A 19,359-nucleotide genomic window follows, 5' to 3' on the forward strand; every position below is an offset into this window, starting at 1 on the left:
GAGCAGACGATGGTGACCTACACGATCCCCACCGAGATGTCGTCCGTGCTCACGACGCCGGAGGAGGGGGACATCGAGCTCGAGATCGACAAGAATGACGACAAGTTCGACACCCTCAACGACGCGATCGAGACCTGCACGGGCTTCTACTCCGACGCCCAGAGCGTCGCCGGCAAGGTGGGCATCTCGTTCCCCGGGCCCCAGATCCAGCAGACCAGCGCGGTCGAGCTGTTCGTGGAGCCCTTCTCGGGCGACTGGAACGGGATCATCGCCTGCGGCGACGCGGTGAAGAAGGCGGGCCTCGGCCTCCAGACCGTCGCGGAGAACCTGCTGCTCGGCATGGGGCAGCTCTTCGCCTCGTCGGGGGGCGAGTGGGAGGGCGAGACGGCGCTCTCGTTCAACGCCCACATGGGCATCCACGTGGCGACCTACCAGGGCGCCGGCATGGTCGTCTCCCAGGGCAAGCTGATCTTCGACGGCATCTCCGAGGTCGCGCAGTTCATCGCGGGGCTCGTGGTCGAGCTCATCGACACCGCTCTCGACCTCGCCGTGTGGCTCCTCGAGAAGATCGCGGTCTACGGCCGCCCCTGGATCGGCTGGGCGAAGTTCGTGGCCGACGTCATCCAGGACGGCTGGGCCGCCATCCAGGGCATCATCGACGCGATGACGTCGCTCTACGACACCATCACGGCGGTCTTCGACCTCCACGACGCCGTCAAGGAGTGGGTCGAGACGATCCCCGCCGAGCTCGCGGTCTTCGAGCAGCTGGTCGGGGTGTTCGAGCAGATCCCCGACCTCGCGAGCACACCGCTGCTGACGGCGGCCGCGATCCGCAACGACCTGAACGACGTCGGCCAGAGCTCGCAGGACGTCATCGACGCCCGCCGCCAGGCCGAGCAGGACGCGGAGGACGCGCAGAACCGTCTCGACGAGCTCGCGGACGGCATCGAGAAGCCAGGGGTGTCCGACGACATGGAGGGCATCGAGGTCCCCGAGGGAGCAGAGGGATGACCGAGGACGTCGAGGCGCTGCTCAACCAGCTCAAGGCCCAGCGCGAGGACCCCCAGCGGGCCCTCGACGACATCCGGTCGCGCAGCCGTGCGCTGCGGGCCGACTTCGCCCGGCTCGTGCGCAACGACCCGGACGGGCTGCCGCCCCGCATCGTCGAGGCGCTCCTCGCGGAGTCCGGCCCCGACGCCTCGGTGGAGTTCCAGGGTGTGCGACGCCGGGTCGAGGAGGGCTACTTCACCTGGTCCGAGCTCTACGCCGACCCGGAGGGCACCGCAGGTCCGGAGGGGCGCGCGCTCGTCCGTCGTGCCGTGCACGGTGGCGTCGGCACGCCGCGCGCCGACGGGCCCGTCACGTCGGCGGAGGCCGCTCCGGCCCCGCCGGCCGGACGCCCCACCGAGGGTGGGGGCCCTCAGCCGACCCAGAGGACGTAGCCGTCGCCGCTGAGCGCGGTGGGGTCGCTGTAGGTCGTCCAGGCCGCATCCACCACGACGCCGGGTGCGGCGACCGCGACCTTGCAGAACTCGGCAGTGTCGCCGACCGCGGTGCCCGACCGCAGGTCGAGCGGGCCGCAGCCCAGCTCGTCGGCCACCTCGACCGAGGCGCCGTTCACCACGTCGCCGTCGACGCGGCCGTTGAGGTCGATGCTGGGCTGGATGCCCCGGAAGTCGTCGCCGACCTCGGTCACCTCGAGCGTCGCGCGGAGGACGTACGCGGTGTCGTCGCCTAGCTCGTCGGCGAGGTCGCCGCGCACCTCCGCCGACACCTCCTCGATCGCCGTCACGGTCAGCCGCGCCGTCCCCGTCGGGGCCTCGCGCGAGGGCTTGAGGGCCACGGTGGCCGCCGTGCCCACGGCGAGGACGCTGCCGTCGGCGGTGAGCCCGTCGGCGTCGGCGCTGCTCGTGGTGGCGCGGGGCGTGGGAGCCGAGCTGCTCGCGGAGCCGGTGGCCGAGCTGGTCACCGAGGAGTCCGACGAGCCGGTGTCGTCCGCCGAGCCGCCCCCGCCGCCGCACGCGGCGAGGGTGGCGGTGAGCAGCAGGACCGTGGGCAGAGCCGTCGTCGTTCGCACGACCGGGAGGCTCTCCACCGCGCCGGCCCCCGAAACCGCTGCGACGGCTACGTGCTCGAGCGCTGCAGCACCCCGGCCGGTACGGCGACCCCGGCACCCGGGCGCGCCCTGCCGGCCGGGCCGGTCGCGGTGGCGGCGGTCGTCGTACGACGACGGCGCGACGGCGGGGCCTGCGTCGGCAGGTGCGGGTAGTAGTTGCGGGGCCGGCCGCGCTTGTCGACGGTCGCGAGCAGCTTCACGCCGATGAGCTCGATCGTGTTGGCGCTGATCCAGGCCAGCGCGATGCTCGGGACCGCGACGATGACGGCGGTCAGCCAGAAGAGGTTGCCGGGGGCGCGCTCGGGGAGCAGGCCCATGCTCCCGACCCAGCGCATCGCCGGCTCGTGGATGAGGTAGATGCCGTAGCCGAGACCGCCGATCCAGGCGAGCGGACCCCACGAGAGGATCCGCGGCCACGGCCCGTCGTGGAGCACGATCGAGACCATGAAGAGGGCGATCGAGGCGGAGTAGGCCGGGTGCCACCACATCTGCTGCAGCTGGTCGATCGGGCGGGTCAGCGCCAGGGCCAGCACCAGGCCGGCGCCGACGATCGCGCAGGCCGCGCGGGTGCTCCGGGGCAGCCGGATGCCGGCGACGGTGACGACCGCGAGCACCATCCCGATCCCGAAGTCCGACGCCTTGCCGAGCGGGGAGAACGTCATCGACCAGTCGGTGACGGCCGGGCGGGCGACGTGCACGACGTACGCGGTGTAGGTGATGCCGACGACGATGGCGAGCACGGGCACGCCGAGGGCCAGCGCGATGCGCTCGTCGGTGCTGCGGGCGCGGACGGCGGCGCGGTGGACGAGCGGCGTGAGCAGCGCGACGATCACGTAGAAGTGGAACTCCACGGCCAGGGTCCAGGCGGGGCCGTTGGTCCAGAAGATGTACTCGTCGCTGTAGATGTGGGTGAAGCTCAGGTGCAGCGCGAGGTCCTGCCAGTGGCCCGGCAGGTTCGGGTTGCTGAAGGCCCACACGACGATGCAGATGACCCAGTAGAGCGGCAGGATCCGCGCCAGCCGCTTCGCCAGCGTCAGCAGCCCCGAGCGACCCTTGCGGCCCGACAGCGCGGCCGCCGCGAGGGGCAGCCACATGACGAAGCCCGAGAGCACGAAGAACATGTCGACGAACATGTCGACGCCGTACATGAGCTGGTGGCCGACACCGGAGTAGGGCCACACGCCGGTGGGGCCGGTGCGGTTCCACATGTAGGCGTGCACGACGAGCACCGCGATGGCCGCGAGGCCCCGGAGCCAGCCGAGCGGGAACATCGGCCGGCCGCCGCCGCTCGTGCCCGCGCTGGAGTTGCGCTTCCCGGACCCGATGCCGGCGGAGGCCTCGGCCTTGTCGAAGACCGCGGTCGAGGTGGCCATCGCGGCGGCGTCGGTGGTCGGTCCGGTCGGCCCCGTCGGGCTGCCGGCGGGGGTGGTGGCGCTCATGCGACGGCCTCCTGCGCGGCGTGGCGGGGGGTCGGGATGCCGTCGGTGGAGGCGGTGCGGGCCGTGACGACCCACTCGCGCTCGCCGCGCAGCTGCTTGAGGTGCGCCACGCGGTTCACCAGGTTCTTCGCGCCGGTGTAGACGACGACGTTGACGAGGGCCGACTGCACGAACCACCAGGTGTGGCGGCGGATCTCCGGCACGGCCACGCGCCAGGCGACGAGCGTCTGGAACACGCCGGCGCTGACGATGTAGAGCGTGAGGAAGAAGAAGATCGGCGACGTCATGTCGACGCCCTCGTCGCGCCAGGCGAGGAACGCGAGGAGCGGCCACGTGAGCGGGGCGATCCACGGGTAGATCTCGCGCCAGCCGAGCATGAAGACGATGCCCGCGCGCTGGCGCCAGGTGAGCACGCCCTGGGAGAGCAGCGGCCACAGGTGGCGCAGCGAGACCTGGAACCAGCCCTGCGCCCAGCGCATCCGCTGGCGCCACCACGAGGTGACGGTGGCGGGGGCGAGCTCGCGGCTGACGAGGCCCGGGTCGTTGACGATGCGGCCGCCGGAGCGCAGCAGCCGGATCGAGGCCTCGATGTCCTCGGTCAGGTAGGAGCCGCGGAGCCGGAGGCGGTCCAGCATGTCGCGGCGCCAGTAGCCGTTGGACCCGCCGAAGATGCCGAAGCCGTGGAGCATCGTGCGGCCGGGGTGGGCCACGGCGTACAGCTGCTCGAACTCGACGGCGACGACCTGGGCGAGCCGGGAGTCCTCGGCCTCGCGGATCACGCAGTGGCCCTGCACGACGTCGGCGCCGTTGGCGATCCAGTGCCAGGCGCGCTCGAACGCGCCGGGCATCGGGTGGTGGTCGGCGTCGAAGATGCCGACGACGTCACCGGTGACGAGGCGCAGGGCGGCGTTGACGTTCTGCGCCTTCGAGGTGCTGTCGTGCACCCGTACGACGAGGAGGCCCGGGTGCCGGGCGTCCAGCTCGGCGAGCTCCTGCTCGACCGGGAGGTCCTCCGGGGTGTTGTAGGCCAGGATCACCTGCAGCCCGCCGGAGTACTGCTGCTCCAGGAACGAGTCGAGGGTCTCGAGGATCGTCTCCGCCTCGTTGGGCAGGTACGCCGCGATGATCGCCGTCGCCGGCGGGGCCTCGCCCGCCTCGCCCTCCGGCAGGTCGGGCAGCGGCTCGGGGTCGAGCGCGGTGAACGCCTCGGCCCAGATCATCAGGGCCGTCAGCGTCAGCGAGCCGACGAGCACCCAGTAGAGGACGCCCGAGACGTCGAGCCCCAGGCCGTAGAGCAGGAACAGCAGCGCCAGGGGCACGAGGAACGTGCCGAGGGTGGCGGCCAGCACCTGGAGCGCGAACGTGCGGTTCGTGATGCGCGGGGCGCGGGACTCGCCCGCACCGCCGACGGGCTGGAAGTCGCGCTGCCGGACGGAGTGGTCGGAGGCCTCGCGCGCGAGGCGCAGGGCCCGCTCCGGGGCGGTGCGCACCGTGATCGGCGCCCAGCCGACCCCGAGGTCGACCTGGCGGACGTCGTGGCCGAGCCGGTTCAGCACCTCGAGCGTGTGGTACGCCATCTCCTGCAGCCGGATGGGCCGCGCCCCCCGGCCGGTGTGGTGGAGCCGGAGCACCAGGACGCCGTCGGGGGTGGCCTCGACCCGCTCCCCGGCGAGCAGGTGGAACTCGAGCTGCTCCGCCACGCGGGTGAGGATCTGGGGCGTGGCGTGCAGCGTCACCGACGCGTCGCCCGGCGCCGCCCACACGGGGTGGATGACGGCCACGAGGTCCTTGCCCGTGCGCCGCCAGGGGACACCAGGACGGCGGTCGAGCCAGAGCGGCATGGCGCTCTCGTCCGGCCCGGGCACGGCGGGCTCACGGCCGGACAGCACCTGCAGGTGCTGCCGGAGTCGTTCCTCGGCCGTCGTCGACGGCGTGACATCGGTGGACACGTGCCCCTCCCAGGACCTTGCGCCGGCACGCCGGGCCGGGCCCGGCGCAGATGCGGTGGTGTCGATGGACGGTCGACACTTCCGGACCCGCGCGGCGCTGCGCCGGTTATGACCGTCCACCCGCGACAACGGACGAGAAGTCCCTAGGTTTCGGGCTCAACCAATCAGATCTGCGAGCGGTCTAGACGAGACGTGAGCGGGAGGTGCGGGCCGGGTACGGCGCCGGGCGGGAGCGCGTGGGAGGGGCTGCGCTCAGCCCAGGACGCCCTCGAGCGCCGCGACGACGGCGGGGTCGTCGGGCGTGGTGGCGGGGCCGAACCGGGCCACGACGCTGCCGTCGGCGGCCACCACGAACTTCTCGAAGTTCCACTGCACGTCGCCGGGCTCGGTCGACTTCTTGAAGCCGCCGTCGTCGGCGTAGGCCTGCCCGACCAGCTGCTCGTAGACCGCGTGCCGCCCCTCGCCGTTCACCTCGACCTTCTCGGTGAGGGGGAACGAGACGCCGTACGTCGCCGAGCAGAACTCGGCGATCTCCTCGCTGCTGCCGGGCTCCTGGCCGCCGAACTGGTTGCAGGGCAGGCCCACGACGGTGAGGCGGTCGCCGTACGTCTCCTGCAGCTGCTCGAGCGCCGAGTACTGCGGGGTGAGGCCGCACTTGCTGGCCACGTTGACGAGCAGCGCGGGCCGCCCGCCGGTGATCTCGCCGAGGGTGGCGGGGGTGCCGTCGAGGCGCGCGATCGGGGTGTCGAGAAGGCTCATGGCCGCAGCGTACGACGGTGCTCCGACGGGTAGGACCCACCCCATGCAACCCGACCTGGTCGCGCTCGAGCGCGCCGTCGTCCTGCACCTGCACCCCGTGGCCGTGGCCGCCCTCGCCGGCCTCGTCGACGGTCTGTGGGCACCGAGCGCCGACCCGCTGCTCGCCCGGGTCGTCGGCGTGGTCGCCGCACTGCTCGCGACGCCGCCGGAGGGCTGAGGGGACGGGGCTGTCGGCGGACCGCGCTACGGTCGCGTACGCCCGCCCCGGGTCGGCGCAGTGCCGCCCGCCCGCGCAGTCTCGCCCGTCCTGATCCACCGCCCGTCCCGATCCGCCCGAGGTGTCGCCCGTTGAGCTTCGTCCCCCTCGTCGGCCCCGCGACCTTCCGGGGCGCCGACCCGCCGCGCGACAGCCTCGTCGCGTTCAGCGGAGCGGGCCGCACGGTCGAGCTGCCGATGCGGGCGGCGCTGCCGGTGCTCACCCGTGCTCAGGCGCGCGACGACGCGCACGCGTCGATCGGACTGCTGGCCGGGGCGGCGCTGCTGGGGGTGCGGATCGTCGCCGGCGGCCGCTTCGAGCCGCGCGCCGAGGGCGACGCCTGGGCGCCCACGGTCGACGCCGACGACCACGACCGGCTCACCATGCTCGCCCGGGCCCGCGCGTGGGGCGACCTCGACGCCGCCGCGGCGTTCGCGCTGGCCCGTCAGGTCGTCGACGCCGTCGTCGACACCATGCCGCGCACCCCGCCGAGCGCCACGGCGGGCCGGTCCGCCCTCGCCCCGAGCCGCACGACGCCGAAGGTCGACCCGGGCCCCGACGACACCGAGGCCGCGGGCGCGGCGACCGCGCCAGGTCGGGCGGGCGTCGTACGACGTCAGCTCGCCGCCGCGCGCCCCGCGGGTGGCGCGGATCAGGCCCGGGTGTCGCGCGGCGACTTCGGGGAGCGCCTGCGGGCTCGGATCGCGGCGGCGCAGCGCGAGCGTCCCGACGAGTCCGGGCTCGCCCAGCTCGTCACCCTCTCCCTGCGCGTGGAGGCCGACGAGGAGGAGCTGGTGGCCGGGGCGGTGCGCGTCGTGCTCCAGGTGCACGACGAGCGCAACGCCCTGCACTTCTGCGACGCCGCGCTGCTGTGGACGCAGGCCGGGGGCGACGCGGAGCACGGCTTCGGCTCGCGGGCCCGCACCCACGCCACCATCGCGCTGCGCGACGCCGCCGACGCCTGGCCGCCGCTCGACCGGCTGCTCGCGCTGGCCGTGCCCGACCAGCTCACGCTCGACTCCGACGAGCTGGTGAGCCTGCTCGACGAGGGCGTCGGGGCGCTCGCGGCCCGGGGTGTGGACGTGCTGTGGCCCAAGGCGCTGGGCCGCGACCTGACGACGCGGGCGGTGCTCGAGCAGAAGTCGTCGTCGGGCCCGCGCGAGGAGCCGCTGGTCGAGGGCCTGTTCGGGCCCACCTCGCTCTTCTCCTTCTCCTGGCAGGTCGCGCTGCACGGCGACCCGCTCACCCACGAGGAGATGGACCAGCTCGCTCAGGCGGCGAGCCCGATCATCAAGCTGCGCGACTCGTGGACCGTCGTCGACCCGTCCGTGGCCCGCAAGGCGCGCAAGCGGCTGGTGCGCACGATCAAGCCGGTGCAGGCGCTGGCCGCCGCGCTCACGGGCGTGGTGGAGGTCGACGACGTACCGGCCGAGGTGATCGTCGGTGCCACGCTCACGAAAGTGCGCGAGCAGCTGCGCACGGCGGCCACCCGCGACCCCGTGCCGCAGCCCGCCCGGCTCGTCGCGACGCTGCGCGACTACCAGCGCCACGGCCTCACCTGGCTCGCCGAGATGACGGGGCTCGGCCTCGGCGCCTGCCTCGCCGACGACATGGGCCTCGGCAAGACGCTCACCGTGATCGCGCTCCACCTGCACCGCCAGGAGCACGCGACGGCCCCGCTCGGCCCCACGCTCGTGGTCTGCCCGACCTCGCTGCTGGGCAACTGGGAGGCGGAGGTCCGGCGGTTCGCGCCCGGCGTGCCGGTGCGGCGCTTCCACGGCACGACCCGGTCGCTCGACCCCGCGCTCGGCGACGACCCGGGGTTCGTGCTCACGACGTACGGCACGATGCGCCACGACCTGACGGGCGAGACCAAGGCGCTCAGCGGCGTGCACTGGGGTCTCGTCGTGGCCGACGAGGCCCAGCACGTGAAGAACCCGGCGTCGAGCACCGCCCGCGCGCTGCGCCAGCTCGCCGGCGACGCCCGGGTGGCGCTGACCGGCACGCCGGTGGAGAACAACCTCACCGAGCTGTGGGCGATCCTCGACTGGGCGACGCCCGGCCTGCTCGGCAGCCGCAACGCCTTCCGCAAGGTGTGGGCGGGGCCGATCGAGTCGGGGCTCGAGCCGACGAAGGCCGCCCAGTTCGCCGACCTCATCGGGCCGTTCCTGCTGCGGCGCCGCAAGTCCGACCCGGGCATCGCGCCCGAGCTGCCCCCGAAGACCGAGACCGACCACCTGCTCGACCTCACCCGCGAGCAGGTCGTGCTCTACGAGGCCTACGTGCGCGAGTGCATGGACCGCATCGAGCGGTCCGACGAGGACGCGCGGCGGGGCCTCGTGCTCGCGATGCTCACCGGGCTCAAGCAGATCTGCAACCACCCCGCCCACTTCCTCAAGCAGTCCGGCGGCCGCATCGGCGGACGCTCCGAGAAGGTCGAGCTGCTCGACGAGCTGCTGGCCACGATCGTCGCGGAGGGCTCCTCGGCGCTGCTCTTCACGCAGTACGTCGCGATGGCCCGGCTGCTGGAGCAGCACCTCACCGCCACCGGGGTGCACCACCAGTTCCTCCACGGCGGCACGCCGGTCGGCGAGCGGGAGCGGATGGTGCGCGACTTCCAGGCCGGGCCGGAGGTCGGCGGCCCGCCGGTCTTTCTGCTCTCGCTCAAGGCGGGCGGCACCGGCCTCAACCTCACCCGCGCCGACCACGTCGTGCACGTCGACCGCTGGTGGAACCCGGCGGTGGAGGAGCAGGCCACCGACCGCGCCTACCGGATCGGCCAGACCCGGCCGGTCCAGGTGCACCGGCTCGTCATGCGCGGCACGATCGAGGAGCGGGTCGCCGAGCTGCTCACCCGCAAGCGGGCGCTGGCCGACTCGGTGCTCGCCCGCGGCGAGGCCGCGCTCACCGAGCTGGGCGACGCCGACCTGCGCGACCTGGTCACGCTGCGCCGTACGGACGGCGCGTGAACGAGACGCCGGTCGACACGGGGCTCGGTACGGCGGGGAGCGGCCCCGGCGGGGCCGCCGGGCGGGTGACGCACCCGCGGCTCGCCCCGCGCCGGGGGGCCGGACGCGCGCCGTGGTGGGCGAAGGCGTGGGTGCGGGCGGTCGAGGAGGCGGCGTACGGCGAGGCCGACCTGCGACACGGCAAGAAGCTGGCCCGGGCGGGCCAGGTCGGGGGCATCACGATCGCGCCCGGCTCCGTCCTGGCCGCGGTGCGGGAGGGCGACGACGCCTGGACCGTCACCGCCACCGTGCCCGTGCTCGACGCCCCGGCCGCCGCCGCGCTCGTCGAGGTGGTCGCGGCCGAGTCGGGCCGCATCGCCGCCCTGCTCTCCGGCGACCTGCCCCACCGGCTCGTCGAGGACGCGGAGGAGACGGGTGTCGAGCTGCTGCCCTACGGCGGCGAGCTCGTGTGCACCTGCACCTGCCCGGCCTACCTCGACCCCTGCGCCCACGCGGTGGCCACGCTCACCCAGGTCGGCTGGCTCGTCGCCGTCGACCCGCTCGTGCTGCTCGGCCTGCGCGGTCTCGGTCGCGAGGAGCTGCTCGCCCGCCTGCACGAGCGGGAGGTCGCCACGGCCGGGGCCCACGAGGCGGGGCGGGGGGACGGGGCCGGGGCAGGGGGCGAGCTCGACCCCCTGGACGTCGCGACCGACGCGGCGCTCCGGGCCGCGCGCTACCTCGCCGCGCTCGAGCACGGCGGGCCGCTGCCGGACCACCTCTGAGCCCCACCTCTGAGCCCCATCTCTGAGCCCCACCTCTGAGCCCCACCTCTGAGCCCCACCTCCGAGCCCCACCTCCGAGGGCTGGGGCGACGGCCACCTCCGGCGGGCGCGCGTCAGCCCTCGGCCACCAGCCCGTGCTCGTGGGCGAAGACGACGATCTGCACGCGGTCGCGCAGCCCGAGCTTGCGGAGCACCGCGCCGACGTGGGTCTTCACGGTCGACTCGCTGACGAACACCAGGCCCGCGATCTCCGTGTTGGAGTGGCCGCGGGCCACGGCGGTGAAGATCTTGCGCTCCTTGTCGGTGAGCGAGAGGTACGGCGCGGGCGGCGCCGTACGGGTGCGGAACTGGCCGTCGAGCAGGGCCGAGAGGTCCTGGGGCGCGAGCACGGCGTTGCCGGTGTGCACGGTCCGGATGGCGTCGCGCAGCATCAGCGGGGTCGTGTCCTTGAGCAGGAAGCCGCTGGCGCCGTACCGGATCGCGGTGGCCGCCCGGTCGTCGAGGTTGAAGGTGGTCAGGACGACCACCCGCAGCGGCCGCTCCCGCCGGGCGACGCGGTCGGGGGCGAAGATCTGGCGGGTCGCCTCGACGCCGTCCATCTCGGGCATGCGGATGTCCATCAGCACCACGTCGGGCTGGGTCTCGTCGACGAGCCGCACGGCCGCGAGCCCGTCCGCGGCCTGGCCGACGACCTCGAGGTCGTCGGCGGCGTCGACGATGACGGCGACCCCGGCCCGGAAGAGCTCCTGGTCGTCGACGAGCAGCACGCGGATCGTCACGCGACGCCCCCGGCCCGCACCGGCACCCAGGCCGTCGCGGTGTAGGACGCGCCACCGGTGCCGGGCTCGTCGCGGCGGCGCACGTCGAGCCGGCCGCCGACCGCGGCGAGCCGGCGCCGCATCCCGTCGACGCCCTGGCCGGAGCCGTCCTCGGGGTCGGCGAGCATCACCGGTCGCGTCTCGTCCGGGTCGTCCCCGCCGGCCTCCACCATGTTCCGCACCTCGATCCGCAGCTCGGTCTCCCACCGTCCGTCGGGCCAGTGTCGTTCGACGGTGATCGGGGTGTCACGCCGGCCGTGCTTCATCGCGTTGGTGAGCATCTCCTGCAGCACCCGGAACGCGACCGTCGCGAGCTCGGGCGGCAGGGGCTGCGGCGGGCCGACCTCGCTGGCGGTGACGTCGTACCCGCTGGTGCGGACGCCCTCGAGGAGCAGGTCGACGCCCTCGGTGCGCGGCGGGGGCGGGCTGGCGGAGAGCACCTGGCGCACGTCCTGCAGCGACGAGCGCGCCGAGACGGCGATGGTCGCGAGGGTCTCCTGCAACCGCTCCTCGCCCTTGAGGAACTGCGCCGACTCCGCCTGCGCCAGGATCACGGCGAGCGAGTGGCCGACCACGTCGTGCACGTCGCGGGCCATGCGGGCCTGGTCCTCGCGGAGCGCCGCGATCTCCTGCGCCTGGTCGGTCTCGCGGTGGGCGCGGGCGGCGTCCTCCTCCGCGGCGATCTGGGAGACGCGCGAGGCGCGGGCGCGCTCGGCGAAGCGGAGGGCGATGCCGAGCAGCCAGGGCGCGACGAGGGCGAAGGCGGCGAGACCGAAGAGCACGACCGCCCAGGACTCGTCGAGCTGGGAGGAGAGCGAGACGAACGAGTCGACCCCACCGCCCCCGCCGTACAGCACCTGCTCCAGCAGACCGGACTCGACGGCGAGCAGGAACGCGAAGAAGGCGCCCGGCATCGAGAGCAGCGCGGCGAGCAGCGTCAACCGGCTGCCCCAGCGGGCGGTGCCGAACGCGACCACCGCGACGGAGAGCTGCACGACCAGCACGGGGAGCCCGAGCAGCACCTGCAGCACGCAGACCGCCCAGACCAGCGCGAGCGCCGCCCCCGGGAGGTAGCGGGCGAACGCGGCCGACAGCGCCGTGGCCACGACGATCGGTGCCACGTCCCAGGGGTTCGACGGCTCGTACCAGTCCACGTTGAGGATCTCGGTGAGCCCCAGGAGGAGCACGGCCAGGCCGAGGGTCACGTCGGGCACCCAGCTGCGCCAGGTGCGCGGCGGTCGCCGGGGGCCCTGCGACCAGGGTCGTCCGGGGGTGCGTGGGGCGCGGCTCGTCGCCCGGGCGAGACCCTCGGGGGTGTACGGCGACGTGGGCCGCGCGGGGTACGGGGTCTCGGGCCGGCGGTCGTGCGGGGGGTACGGCGCGCTCACGCGGCCACCCCGACCGGGGGTCGAAGCGTGCGGCGCGCGGCGAGGGGCTTCTCGACGTAGCGCCAGCTGAGCCCGGCGGCCACGAGCGTGAGCACCGCGGCGAGGAGACCGGCGACCTCCGCGTGCGCGAACGACGGGCGCAACCACAGCGTGAGCGGGTAGTTCCAGAGGTAGGCCCCGTAGGAGACGGTGCCGAGCCACACGAGCGGGGCCAGGGGTGCGGCGACCTCGGTCCACGACCGCCAGGCGAGCAGCAGCACCGCGGTGAGCGCAGCGATGGCCGGGCCTCCTGCCAGGTAGGTGAGCGCGTGACCCCGCAAGGGAACCACACCGAGCACGGCGATCCCGAGCAGCGCCAGCGGTGCCGCCCCGGCCGGTACGACGAGCGCGGGGCGCCGGGCCACCAGCACCCGGGCGGCCGCGCCGACGACGAAGCAGACGGCCCAGCTGGTGGGCAGCGCGTAGGCGAGGTCGGGGTCGGCCCGCAGCCACCAGACGACGACGGCGCAGGCCAGGAGGCAAGCGACGGCGACCACGACGAGCGCGGCGCCGACGCGGCGACGGACGAACGCGAGCGCCAGGACCGCCGGCCAGAGCAGGTAGAACTGCTCCTCGGTCGCCAGCGTCCAGAGGTGGAAGGTGGCGTCGCTGCCCTGGTCGAAGGGCAGGTTGGCGGTCCAGGTGAGGGCGACGAGCACCGTGCGCGGCAGCTCGTCGCGGTCGCCGAGCGGGTCGAGGGTGAGCGTCACGAGCGCGACGCCGACGACGAGCACGACGAGCGCCGGCACCAGGCGGCGCGCGCGGCGGGCGTAGAAGCGCCCGAACCGGACGCGCCCGGTCGCCTCCAGCTCGGCCAGCAGCACGCCGGTGATGAGGTAGCCGCTGAGCGCGAAGAACATGACGACCCCAGCCACACCGGCGCCCGGGAAGGCCTCGGGCAGCGCGTGGCGCAGGACGACGAGTCCCACGGCGACCCCGCGGAGCAGGTCGATGCCGGCGATCCTCACGCGGCGACCGCCACGGAGCCGGCCACGGCGTCGCGCACCAGGAGGTCGAGCAGGTCGGCGTACGGCACGCCCGCGGCCGCGAACATCCGCGGCACCTGCGAGGTGGCGGTGAAGCCCGGCATCGTGTTGACCTCGTTGAGCACGAGGCCGTCGTCGGTGAGGAAGAAGTCGACGCGCGCCACGCCGCGGCAGCCCAGCGCGTCGTACGCCGTCAGCGCCGCGGCCTCCAGGGCCTCGCGGTCGACCTCGGCCAGCGCGGCGGGCACCCGGAACTCGGCGCCGCCGCCGTACTTCGCGTCGTAGTCGAAGAACCCGTCGACCACGATCTCCAGCGCGGGGGAGACGACCCGGTCGGCCCCGCCCGGGCCCGTCGCCAGCACGGCCACGTCGATCTCGCGGCCGACGACGACGTCCTCGACGAGCACGCGGTGGTCGAGGGCGAGCGCGGCGTCGAGCGCCGGGCCGAGGGCGTCGACGGTGCGCACCAGCGTCACGCCCTGGCTGGAGCCGGCGGCCACGGGCTTCACGACCACGGGGTGCGTGAAGCGGTACGACGCGGCGGTCGCCGCGGTGAGCAGCACGCCCGGGGCGGTGCGGAGGCCGACGGCCTCGGCGACGAGCTTGGTGGCCCACTTGTCCATCGCCAGCGCGCCGGCGGTGACGCCCGACCCGACGTACGGGACCCCGGCCAGCTCGCAGAGCGCGGCCAGCGTGCCGTCCTCGCCGCGCGGACCGTGCACGACGGGCAGCACCACGTCGCAGGAGCGGAGCACGTGGACGGCGCCGGCGAGGCCGACCGGACGACCGCCCCCGTCGCGCCACATGCCGGCCCGGTCGACGGTGAGGCGGACGACGACGTACCGCGCGCTGTGCGGCCCCGTCGTCAACGTCGACGCGACCGACGCGGCCGACGCGAGCGACACCTCGTGCTCGGCGCTCTGGCCGCCGCCGATGACCGCGACGCGGAGGGGTGCGGGGTGGGGGACGGGCGGTGCGGCGGGTGTGGCGGGCGCGGTGGGGGCGGCGGGTGCGGGGGTGCGGGTCATCGCAGGCTCCTCAGGTCGGGCGTACGGGTGGGGGTGCCGGCGGGGCGGGTCGCACGGCGCAGCCGCGGGCCGAAGCCGGTGACGATCTCGTGGGGCAGGACGTCGGCCCAGGTGGCCCAGTCGTCGACGGTCGGCTCGCCGGCGTCGCCGGGGCCGAGCAGCGTGGCGGTCTCGCCCGGCAGCACGGGGTGCTCGCCGGCGCGGGAGCGACCGGGTGCGGCGGATCCGAGGTCGACGACGAGCTGGTCCATGGAGATGCGGCCGACGACGGGGACGCGCCGGCCGCGCAGCAGCACCTCCGCCCGGCCGGAGGCGCTGCGGGGGAGGCCGTCGGCGTACCCGACCGGCAGCAGGGCGAGGTGGGTGGTGGCCGGTGCCGTCCAGGTGTGGCCGTAGCCGACGCGCGTGCCGGCCCGCACCCGGCGGACCGAGACGACCGGCGCGGTGAGCGTGACCGGGCCGCGCAGCGCGGTGGTGCCCGACGGGTCGATGCCCACGAGGCCGGCGCCGACCCGCACCATCGTGTGGTGGCTCGCCGGGTCGAGCAGCGTGGCGGCGGTCGCGGCCAGGTGGCGCGCGGTGGGACGCAACCCGGCCGCGCGGGCGGTCTCGAGGCCCCAGGCGAACCGGGTGCGGCCCAGCGCGTTGCAGCCGTCGGCGGGGTCGTCGGCGCAGCCGAGGTGGCCCATCACGCCCACGACCCGCACCAGGCCGTCGAGCTCGGCGCGCCGGGCGGCCCGGCAGAGCGCCGGCCACTCGCGCGGCGCCGCGCCGTCGCGGGCCATGCCGGTGTCGAGGTGGAGGTGCACGAGCGCGGGACCGGCGGAGCCCGGGCCGGTGCCGAGGACCGCGCGGCGCGTGGCGACGATCCCCGCGAGGTGCTGGCGGGACGGTACGGCGAGCTCCACCCCGGCTGCGACCGCGGCGCCGAAGTCCGCGTCGACCGGGTTGAGCCAGCTCAGCGTCGGCGCGCCGATGCCGGCCGCGCGCAGGGCCAGGGCCTCGTCGATGGTCGTGACCCCGAGGCGGGTGGCGCCGTGGGCGAGGGCGGTGCGGGCGAGGTCGGCGGCGCCGAGACCGAAGCCGTCGGCCTTCACCACGGCCATGAGGGTCGCGGCGCTCGCCTGGGCGCGCCCGGCCAGCAACCGGGTGTTCGCGGCGACGGCGTCGAGGTCGACGTGGAGGACGGGGCCGGGGTGCGCCGGACGGGCCAGGGCGCCGGGGCGGGTGGTGCCGGGGCGGACGAGGGGGGTGGCCGTCGCGTGCGGGGCGGCAGTGGCGTGCGGGGCAGCAGTCGTGTGCGGGGCGGGCAGGACCGGGGGCACGGCCACGGCGCTCACGCCGCGGCCTCGGTCGGGTCGGTGGCCCGATCCGCGACCGGTCCGTAGAGGGCGACCGGCGCGCCGGTGACGAGCGCCCAGTAGCGGTCGCCCCAGCTCCAGTGCCACCACTCGGTCGGGTAGTTGACGAGCCCGGCGCCGCCGAGCACCCCGGCGAGCAGCACGCGGTGGGCGCGCGCCCGGGCCGAGATGTCGGGGGCGTCGAGGTAGCAGCGCCCGCCGGAGGCCTCCGGGGTGGCGTCGATCGGGGTGCCGAGGTCGAGGTCGGCACCCGTGCCGTCGGGGCCGGGGTCGACCGCGAGGTCCACCAGCGTCAGGTCGACCGCCGCGCCGGCCACGTGCGGGGCGACGGCGACGGGCGACACGAACCGACTGGTGAGGTGCTCGAGCTCGTCGGTGGAGACGCCCGGGTGGGCGGCGAGCACCTCGGCCGCGTAGCGCTCGATGATGGCCCGCTGGTCGACCACCGAGCGGTGGCCCTCGACCACGCGCAGGCCGATGCCGGCGGGGAGGGCTGTCCGGGCCCGCGCGAGGCGAGCCGCGAGACCGGCGCGGACCCGGGCGTGCGCCGTACCGAACGAGGCGTCGAGCGCCACCAGCGGCTCGCCGCACTCGCGCACCGGCACGGCACCGACCCGCGGGTCGGAGAGGAGGATCGTCATGGGTCAACGGTCGCTCCGGCCGGGGGTGCGCCGCCTCCACCCGAGGTGCCGGAGCGCTGACCTCGAGGACGAGCCTCTGGCCGTGAGGACGAGCGACCGTCGCCCGTCCGGAGGAGCCGCGCGCCCGGGAGGACGAGACCGGGCGCCGGGGTCAGGTGCGGCGGAGCAGCAGGTGCGTGACCCCGCGGCCCGCGACCACCTCGGGGTCGCCGAAGGTGACGGGACCGTGCGCCAGTGCACCGAAGTAGGGGCGGCCGGAGCCGAGGACGACGGGCACCAGGTCGATCATCACCTCGTCGACGAGGCCGAGGTCGAGCGCCTGGCGGCCCACCTGGCCCGCTGCGACGGCCACGATCCCGTCCCCGGCGATCTCGCTCGCGCGGGCGACGGCGGTGGCCACGTCGTCGGTGAACTCCACGGGCGCGTCGGCGCGCGGCCAGCCGGTGGGCACGGAGTGGCTGACGACCACCATCGGCGCGTCGAACGGGTGCCGCCCGTCCCAGCCGCCCGTGAGGTCGAAGAGCCGGCGGCCGACGACGAGCGCCCGGACGTCCGCGACCCAGGCGCGCCAGTAGGAGGCGCTCGGCTCGTCGATCTGGAAGGTGATGCCGGGGTGCTCGACCCTCTCGCTGCCGTTCTCGTACCAGCCGAAGAGCCGGTCGCAGCGGTCGTCCTCGTCGGCGACGAAGCCGTCGAGGCTCATCGAGGCGGACGTGCGGACGCGGGCCATCGCGGTCTCCTCTCCCTCGGGCGACGCGGGTGCGTCGCCCTCAGGTCCGACCGGGCGCGAGCCCCGGACTCATCGGTCGGCGAGCACCATCGACGTGCCGAGGCCGATCATGAGTGCGCCGCCGGTGGCACCGAGCCCGTCGAGCCGCTGCGGCTTGCGGGCGAACCACTCCCGGGCGCGGGACGCCGCCAGTGCCCACACGGAGTCCGACACGACCGCGAGCAGGCTGAAGACCAGTCCGAGGAGCGCGACCTGGAGGCCGGTCGTGCCCGCGCCGGGGTTCGTGAACTGCGGCAGGAACGCGACGAAGAAGACGAGCGTCTTCGGGTTGGTGGCGCCGACGGTGGCGCCGATGCGCAGCGACGTCCACGGCGACGTACGGCGGACCGCCCCACCGTCGGCGTCCACCTCGGCGAGCGCCCGCCGGGCGTCGCCGCGGCGGCGGATCGCCTGGATGCCGAGCCACACGACGTACGCGGCACCCGCCACCTTGATCACCGTGTAGGCCGTCACGCTCGCGGCGACGAGTGCGCCCAGGCCGACGGCCACGAGCAGCACCTGGAGCAGCACGCCGACGGCGTTGCCCACCACGGAGAGCAGGGCGTCGCGGCGGCCGACGGTCAGGGCGCGACCGATCGTGAAGAGCAGGCTCGGGCCCGGGACCTGGATGAACAGGATCGCCGCGAGCAGGAACGCGGCCCACTGGTGCTGACTCGGCATGGTGCCAGTGTGCGCGTACGGCGCCCGCCGCGCAGCGGGTTATCAGCGCGTGGGCGGGTGGGGTGCGCCACGGCGGGTCGGGTCGGGTCGGGCGGTCGGGTCGGGCGGTCGGGTGAGGCGGCGCCGGCGGTCGGGTCGGGTCAGCCGGCGCCGGCGACACCGAGGGCGCGGAGCGCCATCGTCGAGAGCAGGTCGCGCATGGCGGCGTCGTCGAGCAACCCGCTGTGCGGCGTGGAGTTGAGCAGCCCGAACGTGGCGTGGGCGGCGGCGCGGGCGGCGTCGAGGGTGCGGCCGGGGTCGGTCTCGCGCAGGCGGGTGACCCACACGTCGACGTACGCCCGCTGCAGCGAGCGCACCCGTTCGCGGGCCTCGTCGGGCAGCGACGACCAGTCGCGGTCCTGCACGACGATGAGCGCCCGGTGCTCGACGGCGAAGCCGACGTGCCAGTCGACGAGCGCCGCGAGGGCCTCGGTGGGCGTCGCGGCCCCGGCGGACCGGGCGGTGCCGACGGCCAGCAGCTCCTCGCTGATCGAGACCAGCATCGCGGCGAGCACGGCGTCCTTCGACGGGAAGTGCTTGTAGAGCGCCGGCCCCGAGATGCCGCACGCCGAGCCCAGGTCGCTCACCGACACTCCGTGGAACCCGCGGCGCGCGAACAGCTCGGCCGCGGTCGCCAGGATCTGCTCGCGGCGGCTGGGCTCGGTCACCGGGCCAGGTTAGTGGTCGTTCACCTGAGTGGCGTCCGCGTTCGCCTGACGAGAGCCGGACGTGGCGGCATCCTTGCCTCGTGCGCCCGATCCTCGTCCACCTCGCCCTCCTGGCGGCGGCCGTTGCGGTCGCCCTGCTGGTCGTCGACCGCGCGGACCTCGGCCCGAGCCCGGCGGCGGTGGCCCTCGTGACGGTGGTCGTCGCCCACGCCCTCATCGAGGTCGTGCGCTGGGCGGAGACGCCCGACGCCCGGCTGCCGGCGCACGCCACGCTCCAGTACGGCGACCGGTTGCGCGACGACCGTTCCGACGGCGGTTGCTCGACGGCGGTTCCGACGGCCGTTCCGACGGCGGTTCCGACGGCCGTTCCGACGGCGGTTCCGACGGCGGTTCCGACGGCGACCGCTCGGCGGGCGTCCCGGAGGGCCGCTCGGTGGCCGACTCGGAGCGGGTGACGCCGGCACGGCTCCTCGCCATCACGCTCGTCGTCTGCGTGGCCATGACCGTCGTCTGGCTCGCGCCGTTCGACGCGTGGTGGTGGAGCATCGTCTCGTACGCGCCATCTCTCGCGCTGGTCGTCCTCCTGTTCAACGTGCCGCTCACGCTGTGGTTCCGGCGCCCGAGCGCCACGGGCGACGGAGGTCGGGCCGTCGTTCGCTGAGCCCGGGGTCGGTGGGGTTCGGATCGCCTGG

Annotated in this window: 20 protein-coding genes; 7 read left to right on the forward strand and 13 right to left on the reverse strand. The window is 75.0% G+C overall.

What is annotated here, in order from left to right; genetic code table 11:
* The first annotated feature begins 9 nt into the window (after positions 1–9).
* Entirely contained in the window at positions 10–1,011 is a 1,002-nt protein-coding gene (locus K329_RS0120585; protein ID WP_028474515.1) for a hypothetical protein, read from the forward strand.
* Positions 1,008–1,442 (forward strand): hypothetical protein, encoded by a 435-nt coding sequence (locus K329_RS0120590; protein WP_028474516.1) that lies wholly within the window; start codon positions 1,008–1,010, stop codon positions 1,440–1,442. The genes K329_RS0120585 and K329_RS0120590 overlap by 4 nt, the downstream gene beginning before the upstream one ends.
* On the opposite strand, the gene K329_RS0120595 is transcribed toward K329_RS0120590, so the two are convergent.
* The 4 genes from K329_RS0120595 to K329_RS0120610 form a co-directional block, all read right to left on the reverse strand.
* Complete coding sequence (locus K329_RS0120595; RefSeq protein ID WP_157571856.1) at positions 1,421–2,077, reverse strand: hypothetical protein; 657 nt, start codon at positions 2,075–2,077, stop codon at positions 1,421–1,423. The two genes, K329_RS0120590 and K329_RS0120595, sit on opposite strands and share 22 nt — an antisense overlap.
* 47 nt (positions 2,078–2,124) lie before the next feature.
* Positions 2,125–3,555, reverse strand: coding sequence for an acyltransferase family protein (locus K329_RS28465; protein WP_052337177.1), 1,431 nt, complete (start codon positions 3,553–3,555; stop codon positions 2,125–2,127).
* On the reverse strand, positions 3,552–5,504 hold the full coding sequence (locus K329_RS28470; RefSeq protein WP_052337178.1) for a glycosyltransferase family 2 protein: 1,953 nt from the start codon (positions 5,502–5,504) through the stop codon (positions 3,552–3,554). Before K329_RS28470 ends, K329_RS28465 begins: the two co-directional genes overlap by 4 nt.
* A gap of 252 nt (positions 5,505–5,756) precedes the next feature.
* Positions 5,757–6,263, reverse strand: a complete 507-nt coding sequence (locus K329_RS0120610) for a glutathione peroxidase (RefSeq protein WP_028474518.1) — start codon at positions 6,261–6,263, stop codon at positions 5,757–5,759.
* 43 nt (positions 6,264–6,306) lie between these two features.
* On the opposite strand from K329_RS0120610, the gene K329_RS31120 reads away from it, so the two are divergent.
* From K329_RS31120 to K329_RS28475, 3 genes are all read left to right on the forward strand, one after another.
* The gene (locus tag K329_RS31120) at positions 6,307–6,480 is read left to right on the forward strand and encodes a hypothetical protein (RefSeq protein WP_157571857.1); all 174 of its coding nucleotides are present in this window, start codon (positions 6,307–6,309) and stop codon (positions 6,478–6,480) included.
* Between the two features lie 131 nt (positions 6,481–6,611).
* Positions 6,612–9,488 carry an SNF2-related protein gene (locus tag K329_RS0120620; protein WP_028474519.1) on the forward strand — a complete coding sequence of 959 codons (2,877 nt, stop codon included), beginning with the start codon at positions 6,612–6,614 and terminating at the stop codon, positions 9,486–9,488.
* Positions 9,485–10,249, forward strand: coding sequence for an SWIM zinc finger family protein (locus tag K329_RS28475; RefSeq protein ID WP_028474520.1), 765 nt, complete (start codon positions 9,485–9,487; stop codon positions 10,247–10,249). The genes K329_RS0120620 and K329_RS28475 overlap by 4 nt, the downstream gene beginning before the upstream one ends.
* Positions 10,250–10,362: 113 nt before the next feature.
* On the opposite strand, the gene K329_RS0120630 is transcribed toward K329_RS28475, so the two are convergent.
* From K329_RS0120630 to K329_RS0120670, 9 genes are all read right to left on the reverse strand, one after another.
* Complete coding sequence (locus K329_RS0120630) at positions 10,363–11,028, reverse strand: response regulator (RefSeq protein WP_028474521.1); 666 nt, start codon at positions 11,026–11,028, stop codon at positions 10,363–10,365.
* Positions 11,025–12,455, reverse strand: a complete 1,431-nt coding sequence (locus K329_RS0120635; RefSeq protein WP_028474522.1) for a sensor histidine kinase — start codon at positions 12,453–12,455, stop codon at positions 11,025–11,027. Before K329_RS0120635 ends, K329_RS0120630 begins: the two co-directional genes overlap by 4 nt.
* Positions 12,452–13,462 carry an acyltransferase family protein gene (locus K329_RS0120640; RefSeq protein WP_028474523.1) on the reverse strand — a complete coding sequence of 337 codons (1,011 nt, stop codon included), beginning with the start codon at positions 13,460–13,462 and terminating at the stop codon, positions 12,452–12,454. Before K329_RS0120640 ends, K329_RS0120635 begins: the two co-directional genes overlap by 4 nt.
* A complete protein-coding gene (locus K329_RS28480; RefSeq protein WP_084541477.1) occupies positions 13,459–14,508 on the reverse strand; it encodes a D-alanine--D-alanine ligase family protein in 1,050 nt (349 codons plus the stop codon). The genes K329_RS0120640 and K329_RS28480 overlap by 4 nt, the downstream gene beginning before the upstream one ends.
* Positions 14,505–15,848 (reverse strand): alanine racemase, encoded by a 1,344-nt coding sequence (gene alr, locus K329_RS28485; protein WP_245596629.1) that lies wholly within the window; start codon positions 15,846–15,848, stop codon positions 14,505–14,507. Before alr ends, K329_RS28480 begins: the two co-directional genes overlap by 4 nt.
* On the reverse strand, positions 15,845–16,510 hold the full coding sequence (locus tag K329_RS0120655) for a M15 family metallopeptidase (RefSeq protein WP_028474524.1): 666 nt from the start codon (positions 16,508–16,510) through the stop codon (positions 15,845–15,847). Before K329_RS0120655 ends, alr begins: the two co-directional genes overlap by 4 nt.
* Before the next feature lie 151 nt (positions 16,511–16,661).
* Complete coding sequence (locus K329_RS0120660; RefSeq protein ID WP_028474525.1) at positions 16,662–17,240, reverse strand: dihydrofolate reductase family protein; 579 nt, start codon at positions 17,238–17,240, stop codon at positions 16,662–16,664.
* Between the two features lie 69 nt (positions 17,241–17,309).
* Entirely contained in the window at positions 17,310–17,960 is a 651-nt protein-coding gene (locus K329_RS0120665) for a LysE family translocator (RefSeq protein ID WP_028474526.1), read from the reverse strand.
* 140 nt (positions 17,961–18,100) lie between these two features.
* A complete protein-coding gene (locus K329_RS0120670) occupies positions 18,101–18,667 on the reverse strand; it encodes an SACE_7040 family transcriptional regulator (RefSeq protein ID WP_028474527.1) in 567 nt (188 codons plus the stop codon).
* 80 nt (positions 18,668–18,747) lie between these two features.
* Here K329_RS0120670 and K329_RS0120675 point away from each other — a divergent pair, with 80 nt between their 5' ends.
* Together K329_RS0120675 and K329_RS0120680 are read left to right on the forward strand one after the other, a co-directional pair.
* On the forward strand, positions 18,748–19,122 hold the full coding sequence (locus K329_RS0120675) for a hypothetical protein (protein ID WP_028474528.1): 375 nt from the start codon (positions 18,748–18,750) through the stop codon (positions 19,120–19,122).
* Positions 19,101–19,328, forward strand: a complete 228-nt coding sequence (locus K329_RS0120680) for a hypothetical protein (protein ID WP_028474529.1) — start codon at positions 19,101–19,103, stop codon at positions 19,326–19,328. The genes K329_RS0120675 and K329_RS0120680 overlap by 22 nt, the downstream gene beginning before the upstream one ends.
* The last annotated feature ends 31 nt before the right edge of the window (positions 19,329–19,359 follow it).

It is taken from the genome of Nocardioides alkalitolerans DSM 16699 (assembly GCF_000426525.1).
Lineage (GTDB): Bacteria > Actinomycetota > Actinomycetes > Propionibacteriales > Nocardioidaceae > Nocardioides > Nocardioides alkalitolerans.